Source organism: Bradyrhizobium sp. 147 (assembly GCF_023073935.1).
Classification (GTDB): domain Bacteria; phylum Pseudomonadota; class Alphaproteobacteria; order Rhizobiales; family Xanthobacteraceae; genus Bradyrhizobium.
Genome location: NZ_JADPKL010000135.1, coordinates 1 through 24,307, shown reverse-complemented (window position 1 = coordinate 24,307; position 24,307 = coordinate 1). Strand labels below are relative to the sequence as shown.

The following is a 24,307-nucleotide window of genomic DNA, read 5'->3' as shown; positions in this document are numbered from 1 at the left end:
TCGGCTGGATCAAAGGCTCAGGTTAACGGCGCCGGCAACTCGCCGAGATCCCAGAACAGCCCGGCCATCACCGTCAAGGCCTCTTCGGTCAATGGCAGCAGGATGTGCTCATTGGGCGCATGCTGGGAGCAACCGGGATAGGAGTGCGGCACCCAGATCGTCGGCAGGCCCAGGATTTCGGAGAACACGTCGTTGGGCAGCGAGCCGCCGAAATTCGGCAGCACGGCCGGCGCCTTGCCGGTCGTCTCCTGCACTGAATTGGCCGCCCAATTGATCCAGGGGCTGTCGAAATCGGTCCGCGATGCGGCAAAACTCTGGGCCGCCCGCACCTCGACCATCGGAAAACCCTTTGCGACCAGATGCGCGCGGATGGCCTCGATCAGACCCTCGATCTTCGTCCCGACCACGAAACGCAGTTGCAGCACGGCATTGGCATGTCCGGGAATGGCGTTCGCCGGCTTCTCGATATTGCCCGATGCCATCGCCAGCACTTCCAGCGTGTTCCAGGCGTAGAGCCGTTCGGCCGCCGACAGGCTCTCCTCGCCCCAATTCTCCGCCAGCGCCGGCTCATCCGCGGTCGGCACCACCTGCACGTCGGCGAGATAGCTGCGGATCTGGTTGGTGAGCCGCGGCGGCTTCAGCGCGTCAAGCTGGAGACGGCCGTGGCCGTCAACCAGCGTGGAGATCGCGTTGACCAGGATGGTCGCGGGGTTGGCGAGCACGCCGCCCCAATTGCCGGAATGGTGACCGCCGTCGCGCAAGTTCACATCGAGATGGATGCGGATGCCGCCGCGGCAGCCCAGAAACAGCGTCGGACGGTCGGCGGACAGACGCGGCCCGTCCGAGGCCATGAACAGATCGGCCTTGAGCGCATCGCGATTGAGGTCGCAGACCTTGCCGAGATCGGGCGAGCCGATCTCCTCGCCCATCTCGACGATGAATTTGGCGTTGAAGCCGAGCTTGCCGCCTCTCGCCTCGCGCACGGCGCGCAGCGCCGCCATGTTGATGCTGTGCTGGCCCTTGTTGTCGGCAGTGCCGCGGCCATAGAGGCGCGTGCCCGCAACCGTCGTGCGCCAGGGATCGCGGCCGTCGCGCCACTCGCCCTCCATGCCGTCGACGACGTCGCCATGGCCGTAGATCAGCACGGTCGGCGCTGAGGCACTCTCGTGGTGCTCGGCAAACAGGAACGGCGCCTTGCCGCTCGGGGATTCGACGATGCGGCTGGTGAAATCAAGCGCGGCAAAGGCCGGTTGCATTTCCTGTTCCAGATAGGTGCGCAGCTCAGTGCCGCGCGAGGGATTCTGGCTCTCGGTCCGATAAGCGACGCGGCGGTCGAGCTCGGTGAGGAACGCACCGGATTTGAAATCCTCGCGGGCGCGGGCGATGGCGTCGGCTCTGGTCATGACTTGCTTTTCGAGATTTTGAGACGAAGGACATTACCCGAGACGGGCGGCTCTTCGAAAGTGGCGGGACTTCGATGGTTGTTGGAGTTCTCTTGGAATTTGGTTCTTGCTCTCTTGAGACTGGCTTGCCAAGTGCGGCAGCGCTGCGGATTTTGGCCTTGCCAAGGCCGAGACATCCAAGTCTAGGATATGCAAGAACTTCGCCAAGTTCGGGCGCACGTCTACCATTCGAAGAGCGCTCAGTACAGAGTGCCGAGGGACCGTCATGGCCAAAGAGATCAGGCTCAACGCTTTTGCGATGAATTGCGTCGCACACCAGTCACCGGGCCTGTGGACCCATCCGCGTGATCGCACCGCCAACTATAACCGCCTGCCCTATTGGATTGATCTCGCCAAGACGCTGGAGCGCGGCCGATTCGACGGGCTGTTCCTCGCCGACGTGCTCGGGGTTTATGACGTCTACGGCAACAGCCCTGACGCAGCCTTGCGCAACGCAGCACAGACGCCGTCGAACGAGCCGCTGCTGCTGCTCTCGGCGATGGCGGCAGTAACGCAAGATCTCGGGTTCGGCGTCACCAGCAACCTGTCCTTCGAGCCGCCCTACCCGTTCGCGCGACGGATGTCGACGCTCGATCACCTCACCGAGGGACGGATCGGATGGAACGTCGTCACCGGCTATCTCGACAGCGCCGCGCGCGGCGCCGGCAAGGACAAGCAGACCGGGCACGACGACCGCTACGACATCGCCGACGAATATATGGAGATCGTTTACAAGCTCTGGGAAGGAAGCTGGGAGGACGATGCCGTGCTGCGAGACCGGACGCGCGGCATCTTCACCGATCCCGCGAAAGTTCATCGCGTCAACCATGAGGGCGCGAACTACCGCATCAACAACACCATTCATCTCAGCGAACCGTCGCCGCAGCGCACGCCCGTGCTGTACCAGGCCGGCACCTCGCCGCGCGGCCGGCAATTCGCGGCGAAGCATGCCGAATGCGTGTTCATGTCGGGACCGTCGGCCAAGGTGATCGCGCCGCGCGTGGCAGCAATCCGGCAAGAGGCCGCCGCGCTCGGCCGCAACCCGGCCGAAATCCTGATGTTCTCGATGATGACGATCATCCTCGGACGGACGGAAGCCGAGGCGAAAGAGAAATACGCCGACTATCGCCGCCATATCAGCCCCGAAGGCGCGCTGGCGCTGATGTCGGGCTGGACCGGCGTCGACTTCTCCGGATACGACCTCGACCAGCAGGTCCGGCACGTCCAGAACGACGCTGGCCGCAGCGCCATGGACAACGTCACCCGGGCCGATCCGGACCGGGTCTGGACCGTGCGCGACGTCATCGAGCATGTCGGCATCGGCGGCGCCGGCCCGGTCGTGATCGGCACGCCGGAGATGGTTGCGGACAAGATCGAGCAATGGTTCGAGGCGACCGATGTCGACGGCCTCAACGTCGCCTTCGCGATCTCGCCCGGCGATTTCGAGGACATCGCCGACATGCTGGTGCCGGAGCTGACCCGGCGCGGACGGTACAAGCCGGGCTATGCCAAGGGCACGCTGCGGGAGAAGCTGTTCGGCCAAGGACGTGCCCGGTTAGGCGCGCCGCATCCGGCAGCGGGGTATCGGGTGGGGAAGACGGGGTAGGAGCCACATCCTCACTGTCATGCCCCGGCCTGCCCTCTTCGCTGAAGCTTAGCCGGCCGAGTGAGTTTGCAGGCCCGGCGTAGCCTAGCGCAGCCGGGACCGGGGCAGCCAGTACGCCGCGGCCTATCGAGGAATCACAGCCGTCTCTGGAATACTGGATCGCCCGCCTTCGCGGACGATGACAGCTGAGAACTTGGAGGCAGCGCTGCCACTTACACCCTCCCGTCCACCAGCACCTCGATCAGCTTCGTCCCCGGCCGGCCAAGCGCCGACGACAGCGTCGCCTTCAGCTCGCGGGGATCGCTGACCTTGATCGCCTCGCAGCCGAGCGCCTTGGCGACGCCCGCAAAATCCACCGGCGGATCGACGAAATCCATGCCGACGTAATTGTCATCGCCATGGAATGCGAGCAGGCGCTGCTTGATGATGCGGTAGCCGCCATTATTGGCGATGACGACGTTGAGCGGCAGCTTGTGATGCGCCGCCGTCCACAACGCCTGGATCGAATACATCGCGCTGCCATCGCCAGAGAAACAGACGACGGGGCGATCCGGATTGGCGATGCTGACGCCGACCGAGGCAGGCAGGCCCCAGCCGATGCCGCCGGAGGCGAGACCGTGATAGCCGTAGCGTTCGCGATGCGGGCGCAGGTTGGTGATCTGGCGGCTGGAGGTGAGCCCTTCGTCCACGAGAATGGCATGGTCGGGCATGGCCTGGATCATTTGCAGCACCAGAAAGTCCGGGTCGATCGGTGTGCGGCCGGCGCTCTTGTTGATCTGCTCGATCAGCGCGGCGCGGCGCGCAGTCCAATTCTTCGGCACGAGCTCGGCGAGGCGCTGCTTGGCGCGGCTCGCGAGTGTTACGCCGCCCATCTCTTTCAGCACCGGGATCAGCGCGCGCAGCGTTTCCTTCAAATCCGCCTTCAGCGCGATCTCGGCGCCGTAATTTTTGGCGATCTCCCAATCGACGAGACCGATCTGCACGATGCCGAGACCATCCGGCAGCGCATCGAGCTCGCTATGGACCGACATCCGCAGCGGATCGCCGCCAAGCGCAATCAGGAGATCGTAGGGCGCGAGCGTATCGCGCGCCGCTTTCTGAACGCGCGCCAGCGTGCCGACGAAGCTCGGACTCTCCGAGAGGAAGTGCGCACCATAAGCTGTCGAGGATTGAAACGCGGCGGCGCCGAGCAACTCCGCCAATTCAGCCGCCTCCTTCAGCGCGTCACTCTTGACCACTTCGTCCATGGTGACGATCACAGGACGCTCGGCTTTCAGCAGCCGGGCAGCAAAGGCCCTGAGCGCGCCATCTGATGGTCTGGTACGCGCGTCGATGCGGGTGGAACGGCCGAGATCGATGCCCGCCTCGCTATTGAGAATGTCGCCAGGCAGCGAGATGAACACGGGGCCGGTCGGCGGCGTGGTCGCGACCTTTGCCGCGCGGCGCACGATGCGCGGCAGGTCCTCGAGCCGCGTCACCTCGACCGCCCATTTCACCAGCGGCTCGGCCATGCGTACCAAGGGACCGTACAGCACCGGCTCCATCAAGCCGTGGCCCTGCTCCTGCTGGCCGGCGGTGAGGATCATCGGCGTGCCCGTGAACTGGGCGTTGTAGAGCGAGCCCATCGCGTTGCCGAGGCCGGGCGCGACATGGACGTTGCAAGCGACGAGCTTTCCGGAGGCGCGGCTGTAACCATCGGCGATCGCGACGACCAGGCTCTCTTGCATCGCCATCACATAGGTGAGATCAGGGTGATCCTTCAGCGCATGCATGATCGGCAACTCGGTCGTGCCGGGATTGCCGAACAGATGAGTGATGCCTTCGTCCTTGAGCAGCGCGAGAAAGGCGGAGCGGCCGGTGATCTTGTTCTTCATGTTTCCTCCAGGAGCGGACGTTGCCGCAAGGACGGGCGTATGATGGCCGAAGTCGGAGGAAGCGTGCAAGGAAGCGCGGTCATGGCTGCGTTGCGCGAGCGCCACTCCGTGTCTCGGACGCGGCGCAAACGTGTAACGTTGCGACGCAGAGCCGGGACCCAGAACTCGCACGACGATGGTTGGTAGCATGGGCCGCGGCTCAGCAGCGCACCGCCGAAGGGGCGCTGCGCTGCGTCCAGGGCACGAGAGCTGTGTGCGCGGTGCGCTACAGCTCCTCCCGGCCCAATTCGAACGGATCCTCGCCCCTCGCCCGCTTCTTCCTTTTCGAGCGCTTCCAGACCACGCCCGGAAAGCCTTTCAGCGGGACCAGCGGCTCGCCGGCATAGGCCCATTCCTGCAGCTCTTCGATCGCGATGTGATAGAGCGGCTGACGGCCGGTGCGCTCGTTGAACAGCGCGCGGGGGATGTTGACCATGTGCGGCCCGCGCGGGCGCTCATAGGCGATCGGCGTGCCGCAATGCGAGCAGAAGCTGCGGGTGGTGTTCGTGGCCTTGTCCTCGTACCGCGTGAGCGCAGTCTTGCCAGCGGTGATGCGAAAGCGCTTCTTCCAGCTCCCGACGTAGGTCGCGTAGGCCGCGCCATGGGCGCGGCGGCTGGCGGCGGAATGATCATGCCAGGCCCAGCGCGCAGGCACGTCGATCTCGAAGCTGACCTTGCCGCAGAGACATTGCCCGGTGGCAATTCCTGCGGCGGCGGCGGCTTTGGCCATGGGGATTCTCTCCGTCGTCATTGCGAGGACGAGAATACACGATTGTCATTCCGGGGCGCGGCGAAGTCGCGAGCCCGAATCCATCAGGCGCACGCCAGGATGCGACATGGATTCCCGGCTCGAGGCGTTGCGTCGCCCCGGAATGACGGAAACAGTTCAGGCCGGCGTCAGTTCGTCATACGCCGGATAATCCGTGTACCCCTTCTCCTCCCCACCGTAGAACGTCGCACGATTGTACGGCGTGATCGGGAAGCCGTGCCGAAGACGCCGCGGCAGGTCGGGGTTGGAGATGAAGATGCGACCGAAGGCGATGATGTCGGCATATCCGTCGGCGATCGCGGCATTCGCGCTCCCGCCGGTGAAGCCGCCGGCGGTCATCAGCACGCCGCTGTAGAGCGGGCGGAACAGCACCATCGCGGAGGGCACGTTCTCCCAATGCACATCGGCGCGGCCCGCGCCGCTGGAACGCGGCTCGATGAAGTGCAAATAGGCAAGACCGAGCTTGTCGAGCGCCGTCACGATATGGGTATAGAGCGGCATCGGATCGGGCTCGCCGGAATCATTGGCGATGCCGTGAGGCGACAGCCGGACGGCGACGCGGTTCGCTCCCCAGACATCGATCGCGGCCTGCGTCACTTCGAACAGCAGCCGCGCACGGTTCTCGACCGATCCGCCATACTGATCAGTGCGCTGGTTGCTGCGCGATTGCAGGAACTGCTCGAGCAGATAGCCGTTGGCGCCGTGGATCTCGACTCCGTCGAAGCCGGCGGCGAGCGCATTCTTGGCACCCTGCCGGAATGCCTCGACGATGTCCTTGACCTCTTCGGTCTCCAGCGCGCGCGGTGTCTCGTAGTCCGAAATCTTGCCGTCGGCGGTCATCGCCTTCATGCCTTCGGCCTTGATCGGGATCGCCGAGGCCGACACCGGCAGCGCGCCACCGTGGAAGGAGGAATGCGAGACGCGGCCGACATGCCAAAGCTGGAGGAAGATGATGCCGCCTTTGGCGTGCACCGCGTCGACCACCTTGCGCCAGCCCGCAACTTGCGCCTCCGAATAGATACCCGGCGTCGCCGGATTGCCGCGGCCGTGCGAGAGCACAGGGGAGGCTTCCGCGATGATCAAGCCGCCCGGCGTCGCGCGCTGGCCGTAATATTCGGCGTTGAGCGGCCGCGGCGCGAAAGTTTCGCGCTCCGCCCGCATGCGCGTCAGCGGCGCCATCGCGACGCGGTGCGCGAGCTTGTACGGACCGACCTGCAACGGTCGAAACAACGCCTCGAATTTCATGCTGGCCTCAAATGGCTACGAATGGCTGACGATCATATAGCGGGGCGGCTACCGGAAGGGCGCCGCCCCACGAAGGCAATATTCCTCCTTGCGAAACGGAGGAGGGAAACTACGCCGTCTTGATCCAGACGGCCTTCACGTTGAGATATTCCTCGACGTGCTGCTTGCCCGACTCGCGGCCGTAGCCGCTCATCTTGTAGCCGCCGAAGGGCACAGCCGGGTCCATCGCCTGGTAGCAGTTCACCCACACCGACCCGGCGCGCAGACTCTTCGCTACCGCATGGGCCTTGCTGACGTCGCGGGTCCATAGGCCCGAGCCGAGGCCGAAAGTGGTGTTGTTGGCGCGCTTGACCAACTCATCCATGTCCTTGAACGCGATCGCGGAGATGACGGGACCGAAGATCTCCTCCTGCGCGATGCGCATGTTGTCCTGGACGCCCGCGAACACCGTGGGTGAGACGAAGAAGCCTTTCGACAGAGCGCCTTCGGTGACACGTCCGCCGCCGGCAAGCGCCTTGGCGCCTTCCTTCTGGCCGATATCGAGATAGCCGGTGACACGCTCCAATTGCTGCTCGGATACCAGTGGGCCGATCTGGGTGTTGGGATCGAGGCCGTTTCCGACTTGCAGCTTCTTGCCGAACTCCGCAACGCGGCCGACGAACTCCTCGTAGATCGACTGCTCGACGAACAGGCGCGTTCCGGCGCTGCAGATCTGCCCCGAATTGGCGAACACCGCCATCGCGGCGCCCGGTACCGCAGCATCGAGATCGGCATCGGCGAACACGATGTCCGGCGACTTGCCGCCGAGCTCGAGCGAGACGCGCTTGAGGTTGCCGGCCGACGCACGGATGATCGACTGGCCCGTGACATGCGAGCCGGTGAAGGCGACCTTGTCGACGTCGTGATGGGAGGCGAGCGCCGCGCCCGCGGTCTCGCCATAGCCGGGAACGACGTTGATGACGCCGGGCGGCACGCCCGCTTCCATCGCAAGCTCGGCGATGCGCAGCGAGGTCAGCGGCGCTTCTTCGGCAGGCTTGAGCACCACCGTGCAGCCGGTCGCGATCGCCGGACCGATCTTCCAGATGGTCGCCGTCAGCGGCCCGTTCCAGGGGATGATGGCACCGACGACACCGACCGGCTCCTTCAGCGTGTAGGAGAAGATCTCGCCAGGCAGCGAGTTCTCGATGGTCTCGCCATGGATCGCGGTGGTTTGGCCGGCGTAGTAACGCAGCATGCCGATGGCGCGCAGGCGATAGGCGCGGGTCCGGCTGACGGGGGCCCCCATGTCGAGCGTGTCGAGTTGCGACAATTCGTCGAAATTCTTCTCGACGAGATCGGCGAGCTTGAGCAGCAGGTTCTGCCGCTCGAACGGCTTGACCTTGCTCCAGGGTCCTTCGAAGGCGCGGCGGGCCGCGGCGACTGCACGGTCGATGTCTTCCTTGTCTCCCTCGGCGACGGTTGCGAGCAGCTCGCCGGTGGCGGGATTGCGGGTTTCGAAACGCTTGCCTGAGGCAGCGTCGACCCACTTCCCGTCGACCAGCATCTGCTTGTAGGACCCATTGGCGAATGGATGGCGCGTGATCGGAATAGCCTGCGACACAGCCATGGCTGCACTCCCTGTCAGGTGATTGATTGGTTCGATCTGGGCGGGATCGTTCGTCCCACAAAATACAGCGGCGCCGGAGAGGCGTAAAGGCGGCGCGGAGCGAAGACCTCCCATGCCGACTTGTGCAGGGTGGCACGAGACACGTGCTATAACGCGGCGGAACGCAACGTAGCTTCGCCGGAGGCCGCCATGTCACATCCCGCCATCGTCAAAGACAACGTTGCCGTGATCACAGGAGGCGCGTCCGGGATCGGATTTGCCGCCGCCACGGCGTTCGCGCGCATCGGCATGAAGCTGTGCATCGCCGATCTCGATCAGGTGCGGCTGGCCGAGGCCGCAACAAAACTGTCATCCGTCGCAGGTGCTGCGAATGTGATGACGTTTACCGCCGATGTCAGCAAGGCCGAGAGCGTGACGGAACTCGAAGGCGCCGTAGGCGAACGCTTCGGGGGCACCGACATTCTGATGAACAATGCCGGCATCCAGCCCGGCAGCACATTGTTCGCCAGGCCGGACAATTGGCAGCGCATCATCGGCGTCAACATGTGGGGCGTCATCAACGGCTCGCGCATCTTCGCGCCGGGCATGATCGCGCGCGGCAAACCAGGCCTCATCATCAACACCGGATCGAAGCAAGGCATCACCACCCCGCCGGGCGATCCCGCCTACAATGTCTCCAAGGCCGGCGTGAAAGCTTTTACGGAAGCGCTCCAGCACGAGCTGCGCAACACGAAGGGCTGCCACATCACCGCGCATCTGCTCATCCCCGGTTTCGTCTTCACCGGCCTTACCGCGAAGGGCCGCACCGAGAAGCCCGCAGGCGCCTGGACGCCGGAGCAGACCGTCGACTTCATGCTGGCGCGGATCGAGGCCGGCGACTTCTACATCCTGTGCCCGGACAACGACGTGCCGCGCGCACTCGACGAGAAGCGCATGCTGTGGGCCGTCGGCGACATCATCGAGAACCGCCCTCCGCTGTCGCGGTGGCACTCGGATTACGCGGATGCGTTCAAGACGTTTGTGGAGGGCGACTGACTATCAGACCCTCATGCTGAGGAGCTGGAGCACGACAGCACCGTGAGATCAGCCCGCCTACAGCGTCTCTTGCTTGTGCCCGCAATCCTTGCAGGCGTACTTGACGCGGGTCTGGCCCTTTTCCGCCTGCATCCGGTTCGGCGCGCCGCACTTGCCGCAGACGGCCTCGATGCGGGTGGTGCCCTGCTTGACGACGATGGATCTCTTTTCCATCGATTCGCGGATCAGGCGCTCGGCCTCCTCACGCAACGATTGTTTCGACAATGCTCGTCTCCGCCTCTGGAAAGCGCGAGAGCCATATCGCACCTGCGTTCAAATCACAATCGGCAAAGCCTGCTCTGATCTGGACAACCAGGTAGCAAGCCTCAGCATGTAAAGGATCTCGGCAACATATGAGCGCAACACCCCGCCATCATGGTTCGACTGCATTTTGCAGGCGATGCCACGATTGTTGCAAATGACCGGAGATACGGCGGGGGCGATGCTCAGCATCAGCCGCCCGCCATAGAGCGCTCCTCTTCCGCGCCCCTCTCCTCAAGCCGCCTTGGACACCTCCATCAGCAGCCGCTCGGCCTTGGCGTCCTCGATGCGGTTCACGAGGCGGCTGCTCTCGTGATTGTCGCGCACGGTCTTGGTCAGCGTGATGCAGGTCTGGATCAGCATGACGATGCCCATGGTGAGATAGCCCTTCACCCAGAGGTCGATCGGCAGGAAGAAGATGCCGATGGCGACGAGGAAAGCGGAGGCTGCGAAGGACGCGTAAGTGAAGCTCACCCAAGCACTGCTGTGCGGCTGGCCGTTCTTGTTCATGGTGGTCTCCTGTCGTTCGAATGATGATTGGTTCGGGAGATTGGGGTTGAGATCAGGCAGTCGGCATGCGCTTGGACTTCAGCCGCGCCAGCACATCGTCTGCGGTCGTCTTGAGCCGGGGACCAAAGCCCTGTTCGGCGAGTCTCTCGGCAGTGGCGAGCGGACCGGTGGTCGCGTCGAGCTCCACCAGGGCATCGTCGGCGGCCTGGGCCTCCATCTGCCGCTCGCGCAAACGCCTCAACGTGCCCTCCGCCTCCGGCAGCGTGGATTCGTAGGGACGCGCAGCCTCGATGCCACTGCGACGAAGCGAGCGCACCGCTTCCGATGCGCGGGCAATGCGGCGGCCGCGATCGAGGTCGGTGATGCGGGCCTGCGCGCTCGCGACATGGCGCTTCAACCGCGCGATCTCGGTCGCGAACAGCGCGCGTGCCGTCATCGACGCATCGCGATCGGCCTCGAGGCTCGCGATGGCTTCCGCCGCGTCCTTGGCGAGGTCCTCGCGGCCGCCGTCGAGCGCCGCAACGGCACGGGTCTCGAGATCGGCGATGCGGGCATTCGTCGCTTCGAGCTTGCGGCCCTCCTGCTGGTCCTGCGCGATCGCCAGCGCCAGCGTGCGCTTGCTGCGCTCGACGGCCGCGGCCGCATCACGCATCTGCTGATCGAGGATGAGAAGGGCGGTCCGGTCTTCCAGCTCCTCGCCCGCCGCGGCTACGCTGCCGCGGAAAAGGGTCACCACGGTCTTGAACATTTGTTGCTCCCTGTTATGAGCGTTGCTCACACGTGCTTTGTAGCATATCTTGAGCATTGCTCAAGATATTTATGAGCGGCGCTCACGAATTTGGTAAACAAATGTCTAAAACCTCGGAACGTCGAGAGAAACTGCGATCAGACCTAATTCTGGCGGCGGAACGAATGATCGCCGAACGGGGATTGGCTGGCCTGAAGACCCGGGATCTTGCCCGCGAGATCGGCTGCGCCAATGGCGCGATCTACAATCTCGTCGCCGACGTCGACGAATTGATCCTGCGGGTCGGCTCGCGCACATTGCTTCGGCTCGACAAGGCGCTCAGCGCCGCCGAAAGCGCGAGCGAGCCATCGCCACAAGAAGCCCTGGTCCGCATCGCGATCGCCTATTGTGATTTTGCCGCGGAAAATCTCCAGCTCTGGCGCGCGCTGTTCGAGCACCGCATGGAGGCCGACAAGATCGTCCCCGACTGGTCGATCGAGGACCAGATGCAGCTGTTCCGCCACATCTACCAGCCGCTGTCCGCGCTGCTTCCAACACGCAGCCCGGAAGAACTGAGCATCACCGCGCGCAGCCTGTTCTCGGCGGTCCATGGCATGGTGGCGCTGGGGTTGGAACAGAAGCTGGTCGCCGTGCCCCTGCCGGCGCTGCGCAAGGAAATCGCAGGCCTCGTACGCGCAATGCTGGTTGGGCTAGTCGCCCTCGCAGAGTAGAGCCAGCGCGGCGAAAACCGTTGGCGGTGGCTGACTAAAATTTCGCCTGTCGCATCGCGATTGCCGCGCTTAGCCTTCACGCAGCCCTATCCCCTCGCCCCACCCCGGAGTTCTCTATGCCCCTCCTCGTCCGCGGCGGCACCGTCGTCAATCACGATTATTCGCGCCGTGCTGACGTGCTGATCGACGGCGAGACCATCGTCGCGGTCGGAGCCTCACTCGATGCACCCGCGGGCGCTGAAGTGATTGACGCCGGCGGCGCCTACGTCCTCCCGGGCGGCATCGACCCGCATACCCATCTCGAAATGCCGTTCATGGGCACCGTCACCGCCGACGATTTCGAATCGGGAACCAAAGCGGCGCTCGCCGGCGGCACCACGATGGTGGTGGATTTCTGCCTGCCCGATCCCGGCCAGTCGATGCTCGCGGCGTATCAGGACTGGCGCCGCAAATCCGAGAAGGCGGCTGCCGACTATGGTTTCCACATGGCGGTGACATCGTGGTCGAAGCAAATCCATGACGAGATGGAGACCGTGGTCAAAACCTACGGCATCAACACGTTCAAGCATTTCATGGCTTACAAGGGCGCGCTGATGGTGAACGATGACGAGCTCTACAACTCGTTCGCGCGCTGCGCTCATCTGGGCGCCATGCCGGTGGTCCATGCCGAGAACGGCGACGTCGTCGCCCTGATGCAGGAGGCGCTTATCGCACGCGGCGTCACCGGCCCCGAAGGCCACGCTTACTCGCGACCGCCGGAGGTCGAGGGCGAAGCCACCAACCGCGCCATCATGATCGCGGACATGACGGGCACGCCGGTCTACATCGTGCACACCAGCTGCCGCGAAGCGCATGAGGTGATTGCGCGGGCGCGCGCGGCCGGCAAGCGCGTCTATGGCGAACCGCTGATCCAGCACCTGTTGCTCGATGCCGGCGAGTACCAGAACAAGGACTGGGATCACTCCGCCCAGCGCGTGATGTCACCGCCGTTCCGCGACAGATCGCATCAGGACAGCCTGTGGGCCGGCCTGCAAGCCGGCTCGCTCCAGGTCGTCGCGACGGACCATTGCGCCTTCACCACCGCGCAGAAACGGTTCGGCCTCGGCGACTTCAGGAAGATTCCGAACGGCACCGGCGGGCTCGAAGACCGCCTCGCGCTGCTGTGGACCGCGGGCGTCGCCACCGGGCGGCTGACCAAAGAAGAATTCGTCGCGGTGACTTCGGCGAACATCGCCCGCATTCTCAACATCTATCCGCGGAAAGGCGCCGTCGCCGCCGGATCGGACGCCGACATCGTGGTGTGGGATCCCAAGGCAACCAGGACCATCAGTGCCAAGCGGCAGATGAGTCGGATCGATTACAACGTGTTCGAGGGCTTTTCCTGCACCGGCGGGCCGGCCGCGACGTTGTCCCGTGGCCGCATCGTCTGGAAAGATGGCGATCTGCGCGCCAAGGCAGGCGACGGCCGTTATGTCGAGCGGCCGCCATTCTCGCCGGTACATCTGGCCAATTCGACCTGGAAGAAGCTCACCGCCCCCCGCGCGGTCGAACGCGGCGCGGTGACGCCGTAATACTCCTCGCCGCGAGATCAGAGCGATCGCTTCTGCGGCAATGCCTCGGGCAACTACAGCTTGAATCTTGGAGAGGGCTTAGGAACGAACGTCCGGACGCCTCGTTGTCGCGTATCTTTCCTTCCAGAGCGCGAGCCCCCCATGTATCACCACGTCAAAAAGCTGATGTTCACCGTGCGCGTCGACGAACCCGATCCGCGCTTCGGCAATATGCTCCTCGAGCAGTTCGGCGGCGCCAATGGCGAACTCGCGGCCGCGATGCAATATTCGATTCAGGGGCTGAATTGCGAGGACCCCGACCGCAAAGACCTGTTGATGGATATCGGCACCGAAGAGCTCAGTCATCTCGAGGTCGTCGGCTGCCTGGCGCGGATGCATCTTGCGCCTTCAAAGAACGACCGTCAGGCGGCGGAAGCCGATCCGCTCATTGCCATTGCCGGCGGCGGTGGCATCAATCTGTTCAATTCGCAGGGGAATCCCTGGACCGCCGACTATCTCAAGATCACCGGGGAGCTCGACGTCGACCTGCGCAGCAACATCGCCGCCGAAGCGCGAGCCAAGATCGTCTACGAGCGTCTGATCAATTTCTGCGACGACGCCGGCAGCAAAGACGCACTACAATTCCTGATGACGCGCGAGATTACGCATATGAAGGCCTTCGCGCGCGCACTCGAAAGCCTGTCCAAACCGGCCTTCAGTGTCGGCCGGATCGCTCCGACTCCTGGCCTCGTGAACCAGTACTTCAACGACTCCACCGGCAGCGGTGACCACGGCGAAATCGACACCCGCGGTCCGTGGAACGAAGGCGAAGACTGGGTGTTCACCGAGTCCCCGGCACTGCAGTCCGCGGAGCCCGGCGCTACCACAACGATCGTCACGGAGAGCTCGCCGCCCGTCGACGAAGCCGGCCTGACCGATCTTCTGCTTCACGAGCTACGTGACATTCTCCATGCCGAGAAGCAGTTGACCAAGGCGCTTCCGAAGATGGCGCAGGCCGCGCGTTTCGACCAGTTGCGGGAACTGTTCGAGCAGCATCTCGCCGAGACCGAGAACCAGGTCGAACGCATCAACGAATGCTTCGAGCTCCTCGGCGAGAACGCTCGGGCCAAGCCTTGCAAAGGCATGATGGGCCTGATCGAGGAAGGCCAGGAGGTCATGAAGGAAGGCGAAGAGAAGGAAGACGCAGCCGCCGACCTCGCGCTGATCTCAGCGGCTCAACGCGTCGAGCATTACGAGATGTCCGGCTATACCACGGCACGCAATCTGGCCCAGCAGCTCCGTCACAGCGCGGTCGTCGCCTTGCTCTCGAAGTCGCTCGCCGAAGAAGAGAATGCCGATCTCCTGCTCAATCAAGTGGCGCGGTCGCTGATGTCGGTGGCGAAGATGCCCGCCGCACTGGAGCAGGCCGAATAGGAATCTGGCGAACGCGTGCGCACTGAGTTCAACCGCCCCCCCTCTACGGGGCGGTACGCGCTGCTCCTCGCACTGCGCTGGCCGCGCTGGCTGACTGGCCGTTCTCGCTCTTGACGATCGCGAACTGCTTAGGTGCCGGTGCTGTTCAATTATGCCGCACTCGACCTGCGGCGAGCCGATCTTCTTGCGCAACCGCGGCCGGATTTTCGACGCCTTCTGCACCAGCCGCCCGCAACAGGGCGGCACCGGGATGGGGTTGGCGATGGCACAGACGGTAATGGCGAGCCATGGCAATCCGGCTCGAGCCGGCCGACCAGGGCGCGGCTTTCGAACTTCAATTCCCTGTCGCCTATTCCCTGTAGCCTAGATGGCGAACACCCAGGCGGCGACGATGGTGCCGATGGTGACCAGACCGGCGATGGTCCAGCCGGCGGCATATTCCAGCTCCGGATGGCCGGTCGCCCGCATGATCTCTGCCGGATCGGCGGAATGCTTCTCTGCCATGACAGCCTCGCACATTACTCCCCGCGTCCTATGTAAGTCGCATCAGCCGCCATAAGGTTCCATCACGGACGTGCGAGGAATGACGCAGCTAGGCTTGTTCGCAGAACCACAAGTAGGGCCCGCTGGGCTTCGCTATACGGACAATTTTATCGAGGCGGCCGTTGAGCAGGCCTTGATCGGCCGCATCGCGGCATTGCCGCTCCAGCGCTTCCAGTTCGGCGCCTTCGAGGGCAATCGCCGGGTGGCCTCGTTCGGCTATCGCTACGACTACTCCCTGCAACGTCTGGCCGAGGCGGAGCCAATCCCGGACTGGGTGGCGCCCGTCGCGCGCCAGGTCGAGGCATGGGCGGGACTGCCGTCGGGCGACATCCGGCAGGTGCTCTGCACCGAATATGAGGTTGGCGTCGGCATCGGCTGGCACCGCGACAAGCCGCATTTCGACAAGGTCCTCGGCCTGTCGCTCGGCGCGCCCTGCAAATTCCGCTTTCGCCGCCGCAACGGCGACCGATGGGAGCGCCACGCGCTCGAAGCCATGCCGCGCTCGCTCTACATGATGGACGGCGAGGCACGGTCGCAATGGGAGCACAGCATTCCGCCGGTCGAGGCGCGCCGCTATTCGATCACCTTCCGAACCATGAAGCGGGCCTGACAGGCCGTCCAAAACAAAAACTGCGAAAACAACCCCATGCACAGTAGAAAGCCGTTTCCGGCTCGAGGCTTTGCGGCGCTGGGCAACGGCTTGACGGATCGAGATAAAACGGCTGCGCCGCGCAAATCGTCCTGCGGCCCGTCAACTTGCGTTCCAAGAGCGGCTGCAGGCCGGGCGGGATGTCCGTCCCGTGCCGACCGAGGTGCCGTGAAATCGCCTCAAGCCGAGCCAACTAATGCGGCGAATTGAATAGACAGGCCAAACCGGCAAGCCAATATGAGGCACGCAAAGCCGGCATCACCATGAAGAATTATCTGGCATTTTTCCTAACTCTGACCATGACCTCGGCCTCCGCGCACGGACCCTTGCCGGCGCGGCCGTCGCCGCCCTCCGATCTCGTCCAAGTGGGCCTCACCGATTCCGACACGACCGCCGGCGGCACCGCGCGGCTGTGCGAGCAGGTTACCTTCTCGCGCGGCCTGCGCTATGGCGAGAGCGAGGCCAATGTGCTCGACGTCGCGACCAGCGCGACGAAGGCGGATACCCCGCGGCCGGTGCTGCTGTTCGTGGCCGGCGACACCTTCACCGGCGACCGCGCCGCGCCGGAGCTGGCCCGCCAGATCCAGGACCAGGCGATGTGCTTTGCCGCGCGCAACGATATGATCGGGGTGCGCGTGGGCTATCGTCTGGCGCCCGGCGCGACCTGGCCCGCCGGCGCGAGCGACGTGGCGGCGGCACTGTCCTGGGTCCACGGCAATATCGACCTGTTCAACGGCGATGCCCGCGAGATCGTCGCGGTCGGCTACGGCGCCGGCGCCTTCCATGTCGCCACCCTGCTGGCGCATCCCGAGCTTCAGGCCGACCGCGCCGACGTCGCCGCCGTGATCCTGGTGTCCGGCATCTACCGTGCGGGCAAGGACGCCAGCGACAGCGAGAAGGCCTATCTCGGCAGCGACGCCAGCCAATATAACAAGCGCTCGGTCTTCCCCGGCATCCTCAATGTCGACGTGCCGATCGTGCTGGCCTGGGCCGCGGACGATTCCGCCGGTGTTGTGGCGCAGGGCGAGACCCTGAAGAAGACGCTCTGCGGCGCCGGCCATTGCCCGCGCAGTGCGCTACTGCGCAGCCGCGACGGCATCGCGAGCGCCTTCGGCCTCGACGGCTCCGGCGACAGCCTCGCCGAGCCGACGCTGCTGCTGGTGCATCAGCTCGAGGCGCGGGGACTGCCATAGCGGGCGTGACAGCAGGCCTGCCATTTCATTCGGTCCCTAAGTTGCGTTGATGCGGACGATCAAGCCATACGATCGTCAAACGCTTGACCTACACCAACCAGCCTTGGTGGGGATCGAGCCGACCTCTCCGGGGCCAACGTTGAGGTGCCGACCATGCGCATCACCGGCAGACTATCGTTCGTTTTGATCCTCGCCTACGCCTCCCTCGGGGCGATGTCGCAGCAACATGCGGAGCAACCCACGACCGACAAGGAAATCCGCATCGGCAATGTCATGCCGTATTCGGGACCGCTGTCGGAGTTCGGCGCCATCGGCCAGGCGGAGGCCGCCTATTTCGACATGATCAACGCGCGTGGCGGCATCAACGGCCGCAAGATCCGCTTCATCTCGCGCGACGACAATTCCGATCCGGCGACGGCGCTGGAGCTGACGCGCAACCTGGTCGAGACCGGCGACGTGCACCTGATGTTTGGGTCGTTCGGTACGCCCGGCAATCTCGCCACGCGCTGGTATCTCAACGAGAAGAAGATCCCGCAACTGTTCGTCGCCTCCGGCGACGAGGAGCTGAGCCAGCCAAGCGCGTTTCCCTGGACCATGGGCTGGCAGCCGTCGTTCCGGTCCGAGGGACGCATCTACGCCAACTACATCCAAACCTATTATCCCCGGAAGAAGATCGTGGTGCTCTGGCAAAACGACCAGTTCGGGCGCATGCTCTACAAGGGCGTCCAGGAAGGCCTTGGCGATTTGAACCGTCATGTCCTCGTCGACATCGCCTTCGACATTGCCGACGAGCATCTCGACGGGCACGTCTCGATTCTTAAGCGCGCGGGCGCCGACATCTTCATCTTTCTCGGCGTGCCGTCGACGGCCTCCAAGGTGATCAAGCTGGCGGCCTCATTTAATTGGCATCCGGTGTTCATCGTGAACGATGCCGCCGCCTCGATCGCCAATGCAATGGCGCCAGCGGGCCTCGAGAACTCCGCCGGCGTGATCTCCGCGGTCTTTCTGAAGGATCCGAGCGATCCCGCATGGAAGGACGATTCCGCCATGAAGGAATGGTTCGCCTTCATGGACAAATACCATCAAGTCGAAAGCACGAACAACAGCGCGGCCGTCTTTGGCTACGCCGCGGCCGAGGCGCTGACGCTCGTGCTGAAGCAATGCGGCGACGACTTCTCGCGCGAGAACATCATGCGTCAGGCGGCGTCGATTAGGGGTCATCACCCCTCCGTTGCGCTGCCCGACATCAGGATGAATACCTCGCCCAATAGCTATCTGCCGATCAAGCAGATGCGGCTCGTCCAGTTCGACGGCCGTTCCTGGCAGCCTTTTGGCGACGTGATCGAGACCGCCTTCACCGAAGGCGCGGCGCGGTGAGGCGCCTCAGGCGTGAGTGAGGTACATATGGCCCCCCGGGCTAAAACCTCTCCCGCTTGCGGGAGAGGTCGGCGCGAAGCGCCGGGTGAGGGCTCTCTCCGCTTGGGGATTGTCCCGTTGAGGAGACACCCTCTCCCCAACCCTCTCCCGCAAGCGAGCTACCGTATTCACGCATCTCTGTCGGAGCCATTCGCCGATTAAGCCCAAAAAGTGAGTCATCCGAGTCACTTGTCTCGATTCTGCAGCGCGTGAGCGTCCAAAACCTGGCTTTTGCTAAGTCATTGAGGATGATTCCATTTTCGAGATGTGTGAATCTGGTAGCGCAAGCGGGAGAGGGGGCAGACCTTCCTCGCGGCCACAACGGGGCTCAATCAGACAAGCCTGATCGAACCTTCACGCCGGCTTCAGCGAAGCCAGCGCGCTTTCCAGCAGCGAGCGGACCCGCGCTGGATTACCGGACTTTGCCACTGCGGTGGCGCAACCTCATTGCATGAGAGTCGCAGCAGGCACCTTTTCGTTTGATCGCGAATGCTTAAGATCGGCGCCTTCCTGCATCCGCTCCGCCGGGAGAGACCCATGACCGAGACTATCCGCATCAGGCGCTTCCATGCGCGGCCGGTCATCGTGCCGATGAACCTGCCGCTCCAGACCTCGACGGGGGCAATCGCAAAAGCGCCGCTGGTGCTGATCGACTGCGAGACCGACCAAGGCGTGCGCGGCCACGCCTATCTGTTCTCGATCACGCCGTCGGCCTTGAAGCCGTTGACGACCATGGTCACGGAGATGTCAGACCTCGTCGCCGGCGACGAACTGCTGCCGTTCGAGATCGAGCGCAAGCTGGCCCAGCGCTTCACGCTGCTGGGCCTCGCCGGCCTGCAACGGCTGGCGCAATCCGGCATCGACATGGCGGCCTGGGACGCTCTCGCGCGCATACGCGGCCTGCCCCTGGCCCGCCTGCTCGGCAGCGCGCCGAAGCCGGTCAAGGCCTACAATTCGAAGGGGCTCGGCCTCATGCCTGCAGGCGCCGCGGTGGATGAAGCGCACAAGCTGCTGGCCGAGGGTTTTCGGGCGGCAAAGATCCGCGTCGGTCGGCCCGATGCGCGGGAGGATCTCGCCGTCGTGCGCGCGGTGCGCAAGGCCGTCGGCGATCAGGTGACGCTGATGTGCGACTACAATCAGGCGCTGACGGTCACGGAAGCCATCCGCCGCGGCGAGATGCTCGACGACGAGGGCTTGAGCTGGATCGAGGAGCCGATCCGCCACGACGACTATGCCGGCTGCGCCCGCATTGCCGACGCGCTGCACACCCCGGTCCAGATCGGCGAGAATTTTGACAGCGCGTTTTCGATGCAGGCGGCGCTCTCAGCGGAAGCCTGCGACTACGTGATGCCTGATGTCCAGCGCATCGGCGGCGTCACCGGCTGGCTGCGCGCTGCCTCGCTGGCGCACGCCGCCGGCATCGAGATGTCGACGCATCTGTTCTCGGAAGTCAGCGCGCACCTCTTGTGCGTGACGCCGACCGCACATTGGCTGGAATATGTCGACTGGGCGGACGCGGTGCTGTCGACGCGACTCGCGATCAAGGACGGTTTTGCGCTGCCGAGCGAGGAGCCCGGCAACGGGATTGCGTGGGACGAGGCGGCAGTGAGGAAGTATCTGGTCGGGTGATCGAAAGGCCAGCGTCGCTTGTTTCGCTTCTTCCACTCGCGCGGAGGGATGTAGGCAGGGCGAGGCCTTGGGTCCCCTTCGCCGAGGTTTGCTGTGTCGCCAACAGCGACGCGATTGGCGAACGTTACGCTTTGTCAGCCATGAGCCAAATCTGCCTTCTATCAAGCACCGTTTGATCCGATCGAGACTCAGCTTACGCCACCTCATGTAGCAGTTCTGTCGCGGCTGTTTCGACGTCGTACTCGTTGATCCATCTGCCCGCGGCCCTCCAACTCGCCAGTTGCTGCGCTCTGCGCGGGGCGTCCCCATCTTCGGAATGAAAGAATCGGCCCGCTTCGCGTGAAGCTGCCTGCACCTGGCTCGTATGTGCATGCCGTAGTCGCTCATAGGCCCGTTCCGGAATTTGAGCAGTGCCGGCATTCTCCAGTAAAACGGCAAGCGCAAAGCCATCCTCGATGGCCTGTCCGGCACCTTGTCCAAGGTGCGGGAGCATTGGATGAGCAGCGTCGCCAAGCAGCGACCTTCGTGCCGTTGACCAATAAGGCAGTGGATCCCGATCATAGATGCCCCAAAGAAATGTTTCATCAAGCGCGGCAATCATCTGCAAAACGTGAGCATCCCAGCCCACATATTCCGCCGCCAGACTCCCAAGATCACCGGGGGCCGACCAGGATTCGGTGCCATACCGATCCGCAGGCACAAAGGCTACGATGTTGATGAGGCGTCCGCGCGAGACTGGATAGCAGATGAAACTTCGGCCTGGTCCGATCCACATCCTTAATGAACGCAGGTCGCGCGCCCAGGGTAGGCATTCGACGGGAACCAAGCCCCGGTAGGCCATGGTCCCTCCGCTCGTCGGCTGCGTTTTGACACCGATCTCGCGCTGGCTAAAGGAGTGGATACCATCGGCCCCAATGAACAAGTCTGCCTCGACGCAGGCCCCGTTCGCAAATGTCAGTCGCACGCCGGCGCCCGTCTCATCTACCTCGACGCATCTATGGCCGAAATGGAGCGTTCCCGGCGGTTGTGCCTCTGCCAGCAGACTAACAAATTCCGCCCTTAGGACGGAGTAACTGTCGAACTCGCCTGGAAGCCGTGCCCTTGCAGGCAGTGGAGACATGCCGATGGGCGCCCCATGAGAGTTCAATAGCGTGAGACCCATATTTGCCGAACCGATGCGCTGGAGTTGGTCTTCCAGTCCGATCCTCCTAAGCAAGCGCACTGCATTGCGGCCCAACGTGAGGCCGGCCCCAACTTCCCGAATTGCGGGCGCCTGCTCAAAGACTTTCACTTTCAAGCCTCGGGCCCGCAACGCGAGGGCGGCCGTCAATCCGCCAATGCCCGCGCCAGTGATCGCAACTTCGAGCCGTCGGCTCGTCGCTTTCCTCGACCGCTGGAATTTGGGGCGCTAGCCGACTGGTCTCCACGCACGAGGACACTTGCCCCCGCCGACGGCGGATGAGTGACCGCGGCCTCATCGGGCCAATCGGAAGACCCGGGCCTTACAAAGAGAAAACGTGACGTCACCGGGACTTGTGCATCCGGATTGCCATCCTGGCCAATGACGATGAGTCCCGCTCCACCGTTGGCTACTGTCAAGATGACAGGCTCACCCTTCCATGTCTGAATTGGCGCCATTCCGACGGTTAGAAATTCACCGACCGGCTGATCAAAATATTGAAGTCTCAGTTGTGGAGCAATCTCCGCCGTCGCAAGTCCAAAACCAAGCTGCTGAGCGCGTGCGTATATATTCGATAGCGACACAGTATCGGCCTGAAAGCCCAATTCGGTGACCGACACCGCAAATAGATCTACGCTGCGCTTCGTGACGCTAAGCGAAAAGGCTGGTCGCGCGAGAATTTCCCCAGCCGAGTCTCCGATGCCACAACCTACTGCATTCAACGCATTGGTGAGAGCAGACACATCTGCAAACGTCCCTATGGCGATCGTTTTCCACACAGGAACATCGACGGCGGATCGGATTGGAGCTCGTCGCGCGCTTGATAGCGGCGATTTCTTCAGCGTCAGTTGGTTGTGCAAGACATCTCGTGCCGTGCATTGAGATCTCGCGTCGCTCGCGAACAGGACGATGTAAGGGACGAGGAGGAGCGCCACAATGATGGGACGATGGGATCGTCTTGGCATGCGCCAGGCTCCGGCCTGCCGGCCGTCTCCTTCAGTGCTGCTCATTGCATACCTCAGTCGGTGGAAGTGGAGACGCCAACGATGTCGCCGAAGAACACCCAGCGGCTGCCGTCAAAGCGCGCCATTCGCGCTTGGCGCCACGGGATGCGGTCGCCAGGTGAGATGTTCACTCTCACGCCGGGCAGAAACATTGGAAGCTGAAGATCTCGGACGTTTGTCGCCTGCTTCAGCAGATTTTCACGCGAGAGGTCGTCACCGCAACGCCTCAGCACTTCCTCGATCATTTGCGCCGTCGAATAGGCCAGAATCGCGCTTGGATCGTCATTCGTCTCCCCGGGCATCCATTGCTTCAGGAAGGCGAGGTAATCCTTCACGGCAGGATCGTCGGCCCATGTGGGATCGTCGATCGACTTGATCCAGCGTGCCGTTACGGCACCGCGAGATGCTTCGAGCCCCGCAGGCCGAAGGACCGTCGGAATGTCGCTCACTCCCGAGAGCAGGATGTGCTCGACGCTCCAGCCAAGCTCGTGTGCCTTGCGGATCGATTGTGCCGCGAACTTTGGCGACGAGGCATGGAACAGGGTGTCTGCCCCTGATGCCTTGAGTGCGACGATTTGCGAGTCGACGGTCGGGTCCATCACGTCATAGGCGGCTTCTCTTACGATCATGCCGGATGCTTTGGCTCCAAGTGCCGTCCGAAACGCAGTGACGTTGCCTTTACCGAGGTCATCGTTCTGATAGAGCACTGCGACCTTTGCTGCTGGCTTCGAGTTCAACAGGTAGTCAGCATAAAACTTGGTCTCGACGGCCTGCGACATGAAGAATGTGGTGGTCCACGGCAGGTTCTCCGGATCATGAAGTTTCGGCGAGCTGGCCAGGATCAGGATTTGCGGAACCTTGTTGGTGTTGAGATATTTGACGGTCGCAAGATTGGTCGGAGTGCCGGTCGACCCCACAATCGCAAGAACGCGGTCGTCCTCCACCAGCTTCCGCGTTTGCTCGACCGTCTTTGGCGGCGAGAAAGCATCATCGAGTGAGATCAGTGTGACCTTGCGGCCGTTAATCCCGCCGGTCTCGTTGATCTTCCTGAAGTAAGCCACTTCGACGCGGCCAAATATGGCGAGCGCCGATAGAGGTCCCTTATAGGGCACAGTCTGCCCGATCTTGATCTCGGTATCAGTTACCCCGGGTCCGTAGCTCTTTTGGGAAAATGCCTGCGAATGCAGTGCCGTAACCAATAAGGCTGCAGCAACGAGAGAACGTTTCATGTACGCCTCCATGCTTTATCCGCGACGTAATAATGCGGTATGAGTAGTGCCAAGTCCCGAAAATGGGACGAAATTTTCCGAAACTGCCGGCGACAACTCGTGAAGCCATCTCCACAGACGGTTGTGATCGGTGACTACACCGTGGACTTATCACGCGAGCTGCTGCTCGACGTCCACGGCGAGCCTGTTCCGTTGCGACCGAGGGCCTGGCTCGTGCTCAAGCTCCTCTCACTCCGCGTCGGTTGTCTGGTCGGCAAGAGCGAATTGCTGGACGAGGTCTGGTCCGACTGCGAGGTTACCGAGGACTCGCTTGTTCAGGCCATCGGAGACGTTCGCCAGGCACTCGGGAAGTTCGGCCGCACGGCGCTGCGAACTCTCCCGCGCCGTGGATATATGCTGGTCACGGTTGAGCGCGGCACCGATGCCGCTACTCCGCAAGACCCCGCAGGTGCAAGCGTCATCAGCATGGGAGATCGCCTCCGTGGCGTAGCCTTGAGTGTGTTTCGGCATGGAATAAGGACCCCGTTTTCGGGGTGATCGGCATCCAATCGGGACCCCGGGATAAGGGTCCACAGTGGCTTCCATCGAGTCATGGA

The 24,307-nt window shown here is 63.4% G+C and carries 23 protein-coding genes and 1 pseudogene; 11 read left to right on the top strand and 13 right to left on the bottom strand.

Going from position 1 to position 24,307, the window contains the following annotated elements; all coding sequences use genetic code 11:
* Nucleotides 1–17: 17 nt before the first annotated feature.
* On the bottom strand, nucleotides 18–1,403 hold the full coding sequence (locus tag IVA87_RS31200; RefSeq protein WP_247299282.1) for a M20 family metallopeptidase: 1,386 nt from the start codon (nucleotides 1,401–1,403) through the stop codon (nucleotides 18–20).
* 265 nt (nucleotides 1,404–1,668) lie between these two features.
* Between IVA87_RS31200 and IVA87_RS31195 the strand changes: the two genes are divergently transcribed.
* The gene (locus IVA87_RS31195; RefSeq protein ID WP_247299281.1) at nucleotides 1,669–3,048 is read left to right on the top strand and encodes an LLM class flavin-dependent oxidoreductase; all 1,380 of its coding nucleotides are present in this window, start codon (nucleotides 1,669–1,671) and stop codon (nucleotides 3,046–3,048) included.
* A 212-nt stretch (nucleotides 3,049–3,260) separates the two neighbouring features.
* On the opposite strand, the gene IVA87_RS31190 is transcribed toward IVA87_RS31195, so the two are convergent.
* The 4 genes from IVA87_RS31190 to IVA87_RS31175 all read right to left on the bottom strand — a co-directional run bounded on the left by IVA87_RS31190 (nucleotide 3,261) and on the right by IVA87_RS31175 (nucleotide 8,581).
* Entirely contained in the window at nucleotides 3,261–4,922 is a 1,662-nt protein-coding gene (locus IVA87_RS31190; RefSeq protein ID WP_247299278.1) for a thiamine pyrophosphate-binding protein, read from the bottom strand.
* Nucleotides 4,923–5,187: 265 nt separating this feature from the next.
* Nucleotides 5,188–5,691: a GFA family protein gene (locus IVA87_RS31185; RefSeq protein WP_247336808.1), complete on the bottom strand. Its 504-nt coding sequence runs from the start codon at nucleotides 5,689–5,691 to the stop codon at nucleotides 5,188–5,190.
* Nucleotides 5,692–5,847: 156 nt separating this feature from the next.
* The gene (locus IVA87_RS31180; RefSeq protein ID WP_247336805.1) at nucleotides 5,848–6,975 is read right to left on the bottom strand and encodes an alkene reductase; all 1,128 of its coding nucleotides are present in this window, start codon (nucleotides 6,973–6,975) and stop codon (nucleotides 5,848–5,850) included.
* Nucleotides 6,976–7,084: 109 nt separating this feature from the next.
* Nucleotides 7,085–8,581 (bottom strand): aldehyde dehydrogenase family protein, encoded by a 1,497-nt coding sequence (locus tag IVA87_RS31175; protein WP_247277660.1) that lies wholly within the window; start codon nucleotides 8,579–8,581, stop codon nucleotides 7,085–7,087.
* A 189-nt stretch (nucleotides 8,582–8,770) separates the two neighbouring features.
* Between IVA87_RS31175 and IVA87_RS31170 the strand changes: the two genes are divergently transcribed.
* Nucleotides 8,771–9,616 (top strand): SDR family NAD(P)-dependent oxidoreductase, encoded by an 846-nt coding sequence (locus IVA87_RS31170; protein ID WP_247336802.1) that lies wholly within the window; start codon nucleotides 8,771–8,773, stop codon nucleotides 9,614–9,616.
* A gap of 57 nt (nucleotides 9,617–9,673) precedes the next feature.
* On the opposite strand, the gene IVA87_RS31165 is transcribed toward IVA87_RS31170, so the two are convergent.
* From IVA87_RS31165 to IVA87_RS31150, 4 genes are read right to left on the bottom strand one after another with little or no spacing between them, the layout of a single operon-like run.
* A complete protein-coding gene (locus IVA87_RS31165) occupies nucleotides 9,674–9,880 on the bottom strand; it encodes a hypothetical protein (RefSeq protein WP_247299272.1) in 207 nt (68 codons plus the stop codon).
* A 48-nt stretch (nucleotides 9,881–9,928) separates the two neighbouring features.
* Nucleotides 9,929–10,108 carry a hypothetical protein gene (locus tag IVA87_RS31160; RefSeq protein WP_247299271.1) on the bottom strand — a complete coding sequence of 60 codons (180 nt, stop codon included), beginning with the start codon at nucleotides 10,106–10,108 and terminating at the stop codon, nucleotides 9,929–9,931.
* A 42-nt stretch (nucleotides 10,109–10,150) separates the two neighbouring features.
* Nucleotides 10,151–10,426: a YiaA/YiaB family inner membrane protein gene (locus IVA87_RS31155; protein ID WP_247299270.1), complete on the bottom strand. Its 276-nt coding sequence runs from the start codon at nucleotides 10,424–10,426 to the stop codon at nucleotides 10,151–10,153.
* Nucleotides 10,427–10,478: 52 nt separating this feature from the next.
* Complete coding sequence (locus IVA87_RS31150; protein WP_247336799.1) at nucleotides 10,479–11,174, bottom strand: PspA/IM30 family protein; 696 nt, start codon at nucleotides 11,172–11,174, stop codon at nucleotides 10,479–10,481.
* 101 nt (nucleotides 11,175–11,275) lie between these two features.
* Here IVA87_RS31150 and IVA87_RS31145 point away from each other — a divergent pair, with 101 nt between their 5' ends.
* From IVA87_RS31145 to IVA87_RS31130, 4 genes and pseudogenes are all read left to right on the top strand, one after another.
* Nucleotides 11,276–11,884 (top strand): TetR/AcrR family transcriptional regulator, encoded by a 609-nt coding sequence (locus tag IVA87_RS31145; RefSeq protein ID WP_247299268.1) that lies wholly within the window; start codon nucleotides 11,276–11,278, stop codon nucleotides 11,882–11,884.
* A gap of 116 nt (nucleotides 11,885–12,000) precedes the next feature.
* Entirely contained in the window at nucleotides 12,001–13,455 is a 1,455-nt protein-coding gene (hydA, locus tag IVA87_RS31140) for a dihydropyrimidinase (RefSeq protein WP_247299267.1), read from the top strand.
* 141 nt (nucleotides 13,456–13,596) lie between these two features.
* Nucleotides 13,597–14,868: a DUF892 family protein gene (locus IVA87_RS31135; RefSeq protein WP_247299266.1), complete on the top strand. Its 1,272-nt coding sequence runs from the start codon at nucleotides 13,597–13,599 to the stop codon at nucleotides 14,866–14,868.
* A gap of 169 nt (nucleotides 14,869–15,037) precedes the next feature.
* A pseudogene (locus IVA87_RS31130) lies at nucleotides 15,038–15,230 on the top strand (ATP-binding protein); the annotation flags it as partial.
* A 1-nt stretch (nucleotide 15,231) separates the two neighbouring features.
* On the opposite strand, the gene IVA87_RS31125 reads toward IVA87_RS31130, so the two are convergent.
* Nucleotides 15,232–15,372 carry a hypothetical protein gene (locus IVA87_RS31125; RefSeq protein WP_212327277.1) on the bottom strand — a complete coding sequence of 47 codons (141 nt, stop codon included), beginning with the start codon at nucleotides 15,370–15,372 and terminating at the stop codon, nucleotides 15,232–15,234.
* A gap of 79 nt (nucleotides 15,373–15,451) precedes the next feature.
* Between IVA87_RS31125 and IVA87_RS31120 the strand changes: the two genes are divergently transcribed.
* The 4 genes from IVA87_RS31120 to IVA87_RS31105 all read left to right on the top strand — a co-directional run bounded on the left by IVA87_RS31120 (nucleotide 15,452) and on the right by IVA87_RS31105 (nucleotide 20,298).
* Nucleotides 15,452–16,021, top strand: a complete 570-nt coding sequence (locus IVA87_RS31120) for an alpha-ketoglutarate-dependent dioxygenase AlkB (protein WP_247299265.1) — start codon at nucleotides 15,452–15,454, stop codon at nucleotides 16,019–16,021.
* Between the two features lie 302 nt (nucleotides 16,022–16,323).
* Nucleotides 16,324–17,253 (top strand): carboxylesterase family protein, encoded by a 930-nt coding sequence (locus IVA87_RS31115; RefSeq protein WP_346657674.1) that lies wholly within the window; start codon nucleotides 16,324–16,326, stop codon nucleotides 17,251–17,253.
* A gap of 153 nt (nucleotides 17,254–17,406) precedes the next feature.
* Entirely contained in the window at nucleotides 17,407–18,630 is a 1,224-nt protein-coding gene (locus IVA87_RS31110) for an ABC transporter substrate-binding protein (protein ID WP_247336796.1), read from the top strand.
* A 576-nt stretch (nucleotides 18,631–19,206) separates the two neighbouring features.
* Nucleotides 19,207–20,298 (top strand): enolase C-terminal domain-like protein, encoded by a 1,092-nt coding sequence (locus tag IVA87_RS31105; RefSeq protein ID WP_247336793.1) that lies wholly within the window; start codon nucleotides 19,207–19,209, stop codon nucleotides 20,296–20,298.
* Between the two features lie 193 nt (nucleotides 20,299–20,491).
* Here the strand turns inward: IVA87_RS31105 and IVA87_RS31100 are convergent, their stop codons facing one another.
* The 3 genes from IVA87_RS31100 to IVA87_RS31090 form a co-directional block, all read right to left on the bottom strand.
* Nucleotides 20,492–21,610, bottom strand: coding sequence for an FAD-dependent monooxygenase (locus IVA87_RS31100; RefSeq protein WP_247336892.1), 1,119 nt, complete (start codon nucleotides 21,608–21,610; stop codon nucleotides 20,492–20,494).
* Nucleotides 21,611–21,624: 14 nt separating this feature from the next.
* Nucleotides 21,625–22,338 (bottom strand): hypothetical protein, encoded by a 714-nt coding sequence (locus IVA87_RS31095; RefSeq protein WP_346658385.1) that lies wholly within the window; start codon nucleotides 22,336–22,338, stop codon nucleotides 21,625–21,627.
* Nucleotides 22,339–22,496: 158 nt separating this feature from the next.
* Complete coding sequence (locus tag IVA87_RS31090; RefSeq protein ID WP_247336791.1) at nucleotides 22,497–23,711, bottom strand: ABC transporter substrate-binding protein; 1,215 nt, start codon at nucleotides 23,709–23,711, stop codon at nucleotides 22,497–22,499.
* A 39-nt stretch (nucleotides 23,712–23,750) separates the two neighbouring features.
* Here IVA87_RS31090 and IVA87_RS31085 point away from each other — a divergent pair, with 39 nt between their 5' ends.
* The gene (locus IVA87_RS31085) at nucleotides 23,751–24,248 is read left to right on the top strand and encodes a winged helix-turn-helix domain-containing protein (RefSeq protein ID WP_247336789.1); all 498 of its coding nucleotides are present in this window, start codon (nucleotides 23,751–23,753) and stop codon (nucleotides 24,246–24,248) included.
* The last annotated feature ends 59 nt before the right edge of the window (nucleotides 24,249–24,307 follow it).